This window comes from Streptomyces sp. FH025 (assembly GCF_017427025.1).
In the GTDB taxonomy this organism is placed as follows: Bacteria; Actinomycetota; Actinomycetes; order Streptomycetales; family Streptomycetaceae; genus Kitasatospora.
Window position 1 is genome coordinate 1 of the sequence record NZ_JAFLNG010000400.1, and the last position, 7,210, is coordinate 7,210.

General features: G+C 72.5%; 6 protein-coding genes and 1 pseudogene. 5 read left to right on the plus strand and 2 right to left on the minus strand.

The window, feature by feature from the left end:
• From J0670_RS24930 to J0670_RS40615, 3 genes and pseudogenes are all read left to right on the plus strand, one after another.
• Positions 1 to 348: MarR family winged helix-turn-helix transcriptional regulator (locus J0670_RS24930; protein ID WP_207813900.1), on the plus strand; the 348-nt coding region annotated here is incomplete at its 5' end.
• Positions 349 to 397: 49 nt separating this feature from the next.
• Positions 398 to 607: pseudogene (locus tag J0670_RS40610) on the plus strand (AAA family ATPase); the annotation flags it as partial.
• 68 nt (positions 608 to 675) lie between these two features.
• The gene (locus J0670_RS40615) at positions 676 to 903 is read left to right on the plus strand and encodes a hypothetical protein (RefSeq protein WP_374223157.1); all 228 of its coding nucleotides are present in this window, start codon (positions 676 to 678) and stop codon (positions 901 to 903) included.
• On the opposite strand, the gene J0670_RS24940 is transcribed toward J0670_RS40615, so the two are convergent.
• On the minus strand, positions 900 to 3,128 hold the full coding sequence (locus tag J0670_RS24940) for an MMPL family transporter (protein ID WP_207813901.1): 2,229 nt from the start codon (positions 3,126 to 3,128) through the stop codon (positions 900 to 902). The genes J0670_RS40615 and J0670_RS24940 overlap by 4 nt on opposite strands.
• 259 nt (positions 3,129 to 3,387) lie before the next feature.
• Entirely contained in the window at positions 3,388 to 4,881 is a 1,494-nt protein-coding gene (gene rpsA / locus J0670_RS24945) for a 30S ribosomal protein S1 (protein ID WP_207813902.1), read from the minus strand.
• A 412-nt stretch (positions 4,882 to 5,293) separates the two neighbouring features.
• Here rpsA and J0670_RS24950 point away from each other — a divergent pair, with 412 nt between their 5' ends.
• Positions 5,294 to 6,160, plus strand: coding sequence for a class I SAM-dependent methyltransferase (locus J0670_RS24950; RefSeq protein WP_207813903.1), 867 nt, complete (start codon positions 5,294 to 5,296; stop codon positions 6,158 to 6,160).
• Positions 6,161 to 6,165: 5 nt separating this feature from the next.
• Positions 6,166 to 7,210, plus strand: a 1,045-nt coding sequence (locus J0670_RS24955) for a DEAD/DEAH box helicase (protein WP_243437477.1), incomplete at its 3' end; no start/stop codon positions are given.

A 7,210-nucleotide genomic window follows, 5' to 3' on the forward strand; every position in this document is an offset into this window, starting at 1 on the left:
CGGGACGGCGACGACCTGCCCCCGAACCAGGCCGCCGTCCTCGGCCTGCTGGTGCGCGACGCCCGCTCCTACACCGTCGCCGAACTCGCCGACCTCCGTCGCGTCCGACACCAGTCGATGGCCCGCACCGTCGCCCTGATGACCGAGGCCGGACTGGTCGCCCAGCAGCCCCACCCCACCGACGGCCGCAAGCAGCTGATCGCCGCCACCGAGGCAGGCCGCGCCGCCCTGCTCGACCAGCGCGCCCGGCGCGAACACCACATAGCCACCGCCATCGAGTCCCGCCTCAGCCCCGCCGAACAGGACCAACTGCGCAGCGCGGTCGCCCTCCTGGGCCGCCTGTCGTGAACCCGGAACGGCCTGTCGCCGACCACGGGCGGTACGGCAGGATGGACCGGTGCTGATCGTCCTCGGCGGCCTGCCCGCCACCGGCAAGACCACCCTGGCCCGTGCCCTGGCGCGCCGGACCGGCGCCGTCCACCTGCGCGTCGACACCATCGAGCAGGCGGTGCTGCGCTCCGGCGCCCTCGCCCCGCCGCTCGGCCCGGTCGGCTACGCCGTCGCCTACGCGCTGGCCGAGGACCACCTGCGCCAGGGCCTCACCGTGATCGCCGAGTCGGTCAACCCGCTGGCCGCCACCCGGACCGCCTGGCGCGAGGTCGCGTACGGGCCGGCGTGCGCTGCCTGGAGGCCGAGACGGTCTGCTCCGACCCCGCCGAGCACCGCCGCCGGGCCGAGCAGCGCACCGTCGACGTCCCCGGCCTCGCGCTCCCGGACTGGACGGCCATCACGACCCGCGCGTACGAACCCTGGGACCGCGCGCACCTGGTGCTCGACACCGCCGGCCTCCCGGTCGAGGACTGCGCCGCCGAGCTGTACGCCGCCGTCACGGGAGCGTCCTAGACCTTCACCAGGTCCTCGGCGATCGGCTCGTTCGCCGAACGGGGCACCGGGACCACCGCAGGCTCCACCCCGGCCCCCACCGCCGGCAGTTCGACGTGCTCGCTCAACCCGAAGCGCCGGTGCAGCCGCCGCAGCGGCGCCGGGGCCCACCAGTTGAACTCGCCGAACAGGCTCATCGCGGCCGGCACCAGCAGGCAGCGCACCAGGGTGGCGTCCACCGCGACGGCGACGGCCAGCGCGATGCCCATCTGCTTGACCATGAGCATGTCCCCGAGCGCGAAGCCCGCGAAGACGATCACCATCAGCAGACCCGCCGAGGTGATGATCCGACCGCTGCGCTGGACGCCCAGCTCCACCGCCCGGACACAACCGTGCCCCCGCAGGGTCAGCTCCCTGATCCGGGCGAGCAGGAACACCTCGTAGTCCATCGACAGCCCGAAGGCGAAGGCGAAGACCAGCACCGGGATGAAGGTCTCCAGCCCGCCCGTCGGGCTGAAGCCGAGCAGGCCGCTGAAGTAGCCGTCCTGGAACACCAGGGTCAGCGCGCCGAGCGAGGCGCCCAGCGACAGCAGGTTCATCAGCAGCGCCTTGACCGGCATCACCACCGAGCCGGTCATCAGGAACAGCAGCACCAGCGTTCCGGCCGCGACCAGGCCGAGCGCCCACGGCCCGCGCGAGAGCAGTTCGTCCTGGAAGTCCACCACCGAGGCCGCTCCACCGGTGACGTAGGTCTTCAGCCCACCCCGGTCGGCCCGCAGTTCGTCGACCACCCGCTTGGCGTCGGCGCCCTGCGGGTCCCCGTGCACCAGCACGTCCACCGTCGACACCGAGTCGCTCACCGGGGTCACCGCCCGCACGGCGCTCACCCCGGGCAGCTGGGCGACCACCCGGTCCGCGTACGCCTGCGCGGCCGGCGCCCCGGCCTGGACCACCACCGTGACGGGCGCGGGCGCGGCCTGCGGGAAGCGCTGGTCGACGGCCTCGGCGACCTGCCGCCCGGCCGAGGAGGCGGGCAGGACGGCGGCGCCGGAGCTGCGCATCTCGGCGTGGAGGAACGGCGCCCCGGCCGCCATCAGCAGCGCCACCGAGGCGAGCGTGACCAGTACCGCCCGCTTGCGCACCCGGCGGACGGTCCGGCTGAAGAAGCCCTCGTCCGGGACGGGCGCGGCGGGCGCCTTGATCCGCGAGCCCGCGAAGCCGAGCAGCGCGGGGATCAGGGTCAGTGCGGCGGCGACGGCGATGACCACCACGCTCACCCCGGCCGCGGCGACCGCACCCAGCACCGGGCTGGTGAAGACGAACAGGCCGGAGAGCGCGACGGCGACGGTCAGCCCGGAGAAGGCGACGGTGCGCCCGGCGGTCGCCGCGGTGCGCTCGACGGCGGCCGCGATGCCCGCGCCGTGGCCGCGCTCCTCGCGGAAACGATTCACCATGAGCAGCGCGTAGTCGATCGAGAGCCCGAGCCCCAGCACGGTGGCGATCGGCAGCACGCTGGTGTCGATGTCCATGATCCGGCTGAATCCGAACATCGCCAGCAGTGCCCCGCCCACCGAGGCGACGGCCCCGATCACCGGCAGCGAGGCCGCCGCCAGCCCGCCGAAGACCAGCACCATGACGATCAGGGTGAGAGGCAGGGTCACCATCTCGCCGAAGCGGGTGTCCCGTTCGGTCTGCTTCTTGACCTCCTGCTGGAGCACGAGGTCGCCGCCGACGGTGACGTGCGCCCCGCCCGTCCCGTTCAGCTCGGCGAGCCGGTGGGTGACGGCGTCGGTCTGCGCGGAGCTCGCGGTGTCGGCCATCCGTACGGTGATCAGACTGGCCGTCCCGTCGTCGGCCCGCAGCGCGGCCGCGCCCGGTCCGGGGCCGTAGGCGTCCTGGGCGGACGAGACTCCGGGCAGGGCGGCGAGTTCGGCGGTGGCCTGCTCGACGGCGGTGCGCACGGCCGGGTCGTCCACCGGCCTGCCGTCCACCAGGGCCGTCACGGTGCCCTTGACCGGGTCGGCCGCGGCGACCACCGCGGTGCCCCGGTCGGCCTCGGCGGTGGCGGAGGAGGCCCCGGCCACCGAGCCCTCGAAGACCCGGCCCCCGATCAGCACCCCGACGACCAGGACGACGGCCCAGAAGCCGAGCACCCAGCGGCGGTGGCGGAAGCAGAACCGGCCGATCGCGGCGAGTCGGCCGCCGACCACGGCGGCGGAGGGGACGGCGGAGGAGGGGTTGCGCATGGAGGAGCCTTTCGGGCAGCTCCCCTCAATGTAGGCGGAACACGAACTTCGACCTATAGCAGGGCAATGAGCGGCATCTCACATTTTCCTTCACATGAAGGACACATAAGTAAACGCGAAAGACGAAGCGGAAACGGAGACGGGAAAACGAAAGCGGGAAAGCGAAAGCGGAAAAGCCGGGACGGAAAAACGAATGGGCCCCACCCGGAAATCCGGGTGGGGCCCATTCCCTAGCTGTCAGCTAGCGGGGGCGAGAGCCTCAGCTCTGGCCGCCGGCCAGCTTCTCGCGCAGGGCGGCCAGGGCCTCGTCGGAGGCCAGGGCGCCCGAGCCCTCGTCGCTGGAGGAGGAGTACGAACCGCCGGAGACACCGGCAGCGGCACCCTCGTCACCCTGGGCAGCGGCCTCGGCATCGGCCTCGCGGCTCTTGATGACCTGGGCCTGGTGCTGCTCGAAGCGGGCCTGCGCCTCGGCGTACTGGCGCTCCCACTCCTCACGCTGCTTCTCGAAGCCGGGCAGCCAGTCGTTCGCCTCGGGGTCGAAGCCCTCCGGGTAGATGTAGTTGCCCTGGTCGTCGTACGAGGCGGCCATGCCGTACAGGGTCGGGTCGAACTCGACCTCGGCCGGGTTGGCACCCAGGGCCTCGTTGGCCTGCTTGAGCGACAGGCTGATGCGACGACGCTCGAGGTCGATGTCGATGACCTTGACGAAGATCTCGTCGCCGACCTGGACGACCTGCTCCGGGATCTCGACGTGGCGCTCGGCCAGCTCGGAGATGTGGACCAGACCCTCGATGCCCTCGTCCACGCGGACGAACGCACCGAACGGAACCAGCTTGGTGACCTTACCCGGAACGACCTGGCCGATCTGGTGGGTACGGGCGAACTGCTGCCACGGGTCCTCCTGGGTCGCCTTCAGCGACAGGGAGACGCGCTCGCGGTCCATGTCAACGTCGAGAACCTCGACGGTGACCTCCTGGCCGACCTCGACGACCTCGGACGGGTGGTCGATGTGCTTCCAGGACAGCTCGGAGACGTGCACCAGGCCGTCGACGCCACCCAGGTCCACGAAGGCACCGAAGTTGACGATCGAGGAGACGACGCCGGAGCGCACCTGGCCCTTCTGCAGGGTGGTGAGGAAGGTCTGGCGGACCTCGCTCTGGGTCTGCTCCAGCCAGGCACGGCGGGACAGGACCACGTTGTTGCGGTTCTTGTCCAGCTCGATGATCTTGGCCTCGAGCTCCTTGCCCACGTAGGGCTGGAGGTCGCGGACGCGGCGCATCTCGACGAGGGAGGCCGGGAGGAAGCCACGGAGGCCGATGTCGAGGATGAGACCACCCTTGACGACCTCGATGACGGTACCGGTGACGATGCCGTCCTCTTCCTTGATCTTCTCGATCGTGCCCCAGGCACGCTCGTACTGAGCGCGCTTCTTGGACAGGATGAGACGACCCTCCTTGTCCTCCTTCTGGAGAACCAGGGCCTCGATGTTGTCACCGACGGCGACGACCTCGTGCGGGTCAACGTCGTGCTTGATCGAGAGCTCGCGGGACGGGATGACGCCCTCGGTCTTGTAACCGATGTCGAGGAGAACCTCGTCACGGTCGACCTTCACGATGACGCCCTCGACGATGTCGCCATCGTTGAAGTACTTGATGGTCTCGTCGATCGCGGCGAGGAACGCCTCCGCGTCGCCGATGTCGTTGACCGCGACCTGCGGGGTGGTGCTGAGGGAGGAGTCGGTGGGGCTCGTCATTAGGAAAAGGGCTCCGGTACGGACATGAAAGTCGTAGGTAATGCCACGCGGAGGGCCCGTATCGCTCCCACCGAAAGCCGGACAGCCAAGAACACGGCGCACCGGGCTTCCCGTACAACGAGAACCGGCGTCCGTCTTGCGACCGTGGGGTCTTCGACAGATGCGAGCGCGACCTGCTCCGTCTGAGGCGCGCAGGCCCGCAGCGCAACTTGTAGCATACGGGGACGGCCAGGCACGGTCAATGCCAAGGACGGCAAGACGGTGGAGCCCGGTATGGATCAGGCCATATCCTCCGATTGCGCGCCTCGCGGCGGCGCCCGCAGGGGCCCTGTCCCCGGATGCCACCGCCAGGATCCGGCCCTCGACGGGTCGGTTCGCGGCAGCGGCGCTTCCGCACTCCATACCCTACGCGATGGGCATTGTCACCGTGGCCACCACCCCCCAGTCCAACCTGCACGATCTCGACACCTCCGGCGAGGAGGACGGCGACGACGCGGTGCGGCGCACGGCCGGCGCCGGGGAGAGCAGCCGGGCCAGCCGGCACTGGTGGGACCGCAACGCCGACGAGTACCAGGATGAGCACGGCGAGTTCCTCGGCGACGACCGCTTCACGTGGTGCCCCGAGGGCCTGGACGAGGCCGACGCCCGGCTGCTCGGCGAGGTCGCGGGGAAGGACGTGCTGGAGATCGGCGCCGGCGCCGCCCAGTGCTCCCGCTGGCTCGCCGCCCGGGGCGCCCGCCCCGTCGCGCTGGACATCTCCTACCGCCAGCTCCAGCACTCCCGCCGGATCGACCTCGCCCGCGGCACCGAGCCCGTCCCCGTCGTCCAGGCCGACGCCGCCGTCCTGCCCTTCGCCGACGCCTCCTTCGACCTCGCCTGCTCCGCCTACGGCGCCGTCCCGTTCAGCGCCGACACCGACCGGCTGATGCGCGAGGTGCACCGGGTGCTGCGGCCCGGCGGGCGCTGGGTGTTCTCGGTCACCCACCCGATCCGCTGGGCCTTCCCCGACGAGCCCGGCGTCGAGGGGCTCACCGCGATGTCCTCCTACTTCGACCGCACCCCGTACGTCGAGCAGGACGAGAACGGCCGCGCCACCTACGTCGAGCACCACCGCACCCTGGGCGACCGGGTCCGCGAACTCGTCGGCGCCGGCTTCCGCCTGGTCGACCTGGTCGAGCCCGAGTGGCCGGCCGGCCTCGAACAGGAGTGGGGCGGCTGGTCCCCGCTGCGCGGCCGGCTGATCCCCGGCACGGCGATCTTCGTCACCGAACGGGGCTGACCCCTTTGACGAACCCGGCCCTGCGCCCCGCCTGGCGCGAACTGCCCGTCCGCACCGCCCTGCCCGCCCTGCACCGCGCGCTGGACGAGCACGGCACCGCCGTCCTCGCCGCTCCGCCCGGCACCGGCAAGACCACGCTGGTGCCGCTCGCCCTGGCCGGGCTGCTCTCCGACGGCCCCGCCCGCCGGGTGCTGGTCGCCGAGCCTCGCCGGCTCGCGGTACGGGCCGCCGCCCGGCGGATGGCCTGGCTGCTCGGCGAGAGCGTCGGTGACCGGGTCGGGTACACCGTGCGCGGCGAGCGCAGGGCCGGACCGGCCACGGTGGTCGAGGTCGTCACCACCGGCGTGCTGCTGCAACGGCTCCAGCGCGACCAGGAGTTGCCCGGCGTGGACGTGGTGGTCCTGGACGAGTGCCACGAGCGGCACCTGGACGCCGACACCGCGCTCGCCTTCCTGCTGGACGTCCGCGCCGCGCTGCGGCCCGAACTGCGGCTGGTCTGCGCCTCCGCCACCTCCGACACCGAGGCCTGGGCCGAACTCCTCGGCGGCGCCCCGGTGGTCGAGGCGCACGGGGTGTCCCACCCGGTGGACGTGGTCTGGGCGCCGCCGCCGCGCGCCGTCCGCCCCGCCCACGGCACCCGGGTCGACCCGGCGCTGCTCGACCACGTCGCGGGGACCGTCCGGCGCGCGCTCGCCGAGCGACCGGGGGACGTGCTCTGCTTCCTGCCCGGCGTCGGCGAGATCGCCCGCGTGGCCGGCGCGCTGGACGGGGTGGGCGCCGACGTGCTCCAACTGCACGGCCGCGCCCCGCTGTCCGTCCAGGACGCCGCCCTCACCCCGTCCGAGCGGCGCCGCGTCGTCCTCGCCACCGCCGTCGCCGAATCCTCGCTCACCGTCCCCGGTGTACGGATCGTGGTCGACGCCGGGCTCGCCCGCGAACCGCGCACCGACCACGCCCGCGGGCTCGCCGGGCTGGTCACCGTCCGCGCCTCGCTGGCCGCCGCCCGCCAGCGTGCCGGACGGGCGGGCCGCGAGGCCCCCGGCACCGTCT

What these genes read in the sequence shown, in the direction of transcription:
- J0670_RS24950 (WP_207813903.1), top strand. Translation starts at nt 5,294, where the DNA reads ATGGGCATTGTCACCGTGGCCACCACCCCCCAGTCCAACCTGCACGAT.
- J0670_RS24940 (WP_207813901.1), bottom strand. Translation starts at nt 3,128, where the DNA reads ATGCGCAACCCCTCCTCCGCCGTCCCCTCCGCCGCCGTGGTCGGCGGC.
- rpsA (WP_207813902.1), bottom strand. Translation starts at nt 4,881, where the DNA reads ATGACGAGCCCCACCGACTCCTCCCTCAGCACCACCCCGCAGGTCGCG.